Annotated in this window: 2 protein-coding genes; both read right to left on the bottom strand. The window is 37.1% G+C overall.

The genetic code is table 11. The features are described 5' to 3' along the window. Positions 1 to 330: 330 nt before the first annotated feature. A complete protein-coding gene (locus tag ACFVJQ_RS46000; RefSeq protein ID WP_376430389.1) occupies positions 331 to 576 on the bottom strand; it encodes a hypothetical protein in 246 nt (81 codons plus the stop codon). A gap of 187 nt (positions 577 to 763) precedes the next feature. Further along, a partial coding sequence (locus tag ACFVJQ_RS45995; RefSeq protein ID WP_385791978.1) for a replication initiation factor domain-containing protein occupies positions 764 to 1,463 on the bottom strand: 700 nt, incomplete at its 5' end.

The raw sequence follows: 1,463 nt of genomic DNA, 5'->3' as shown, positions 1-1,463 counted from the left end.
GATACCCCCTTTGTCCTATTTTTTCACCCGCAATCCGGCTGTTAGAGAGAGCCGGATTTTCAATGTCATCGTCAAGCTTCCCAAAACCTCCCCAAGCCCCCCTAAAATCAAACAAAAAACCTTCTTTTAATTCCCTGCTGGAGGCGTCCCCAAAACAAAGTTTTGGGAAATCCAAGAGGATACTTGGTGATAACTTTAAGCGCCATGTCTTTGAAAAGTGTTCGCTGCGCCTAGATTAAAACTTTTAGAAAACCACTAAAACTTTAAATCTATCACTTGTCAAACAGCAACTAAGTACGAAGCCAACGTTAAACACATAACTCATAAAACTCAATTACCCATAGATTTCTCTAGGCGATCTAGACGAAGTTCAAACTTTTCTAAAGCATCTTCTAAAGCACCTTCTAAATTTTTACCACTTTTCATCATTTTCAGAGCTTCTTTGTCCCTAATAAAATTGTCCAGAGCCACATGAACCAGAGTACTTTTCGAAAGTCCACTTTGTTTTGAATACTCATCTAACCATTGATTCATTTCAATACTAATTCTGGTATTAACGCGAATCGTTTCATCCATATTTCTAACCTCCTTCTATTCGTTATGTATCATTCTAACATCAACTTGATACATAGTAAATGCATTTCGCAAAAATAAAAAGAAGGGAAAATGTGTCGCGCACGTAGGGAACCCCCCACAGGTGGGTCCCCCCTTTCGCGCGCAACATACTTTCCCTTCTTAGCTCTTTTTGTTAAAATAGATTTAGCTACATAACGTCATTACGTCTTGAAAAATCAAGCCAGTAATCTATTTGCTTTCTAATTTCAGTCTTACTTTCTGCATAAAGTGACTGGATATCTATTTCCTTGTTAGCGTCCAGGCTAGCAAGGATTTTTTTATACTTAGACCTTGTATTTTTATCTACCTCAGCCATCTTCTCAGGAAAATCCAAAAAGAATTTACACATAGCTTGTTCACGTACATTTTCAAGCGATTCCCAATTAGCCTGTTTAATTTGCAAACCTGAAAAGGGACTAATACCTAACAACAAATGATTAATCCACTCACCTCTAATTTGAGCTTCCACACGCCACCAATCACCTTCCACTTGTTCACCTTCTGTTGCTCGTTCTTTAGCCTTGTCATATACCCTTATACGCAAATGAGCGTTTGGAGCGCCTATGTATAAAGTCTCTAATTTATTAGTACCATCAAACCACATATTTTTCTTTCTAACACCCTCATCTATGAAATTGTAATCACTTAGATCTACACCCTTAAAATCAAAAGCTATATCAACACGACTAAGTTTCGGATATTTCATGGTTCTCAAAATCTCAACTACTGCTCGTCTATGTTCATTTTCCTTAGATGGTCTAATATTATTAGGATTAAAGTCATAACGTAACGCTTGCAACTTATCAGAATCAGTATACTGAAACAAAGAACCATCAACCATGTGATAT

It is taken from the genome of Streptomyces sp. NPDC127197, assembly GCF_042672405.1.
Lineage (GTDB): Bacteria > Actinomycetota > Actinomycetes > Streptomycetales > Streptomycetaceae > Streptomyces > Streptomyces flavusporus.
The sequence above is the reverse complement of the archived record's forward strand: the minus strand, read 5'-3'. Positions and strand labels throughout refer to the sequence as shown.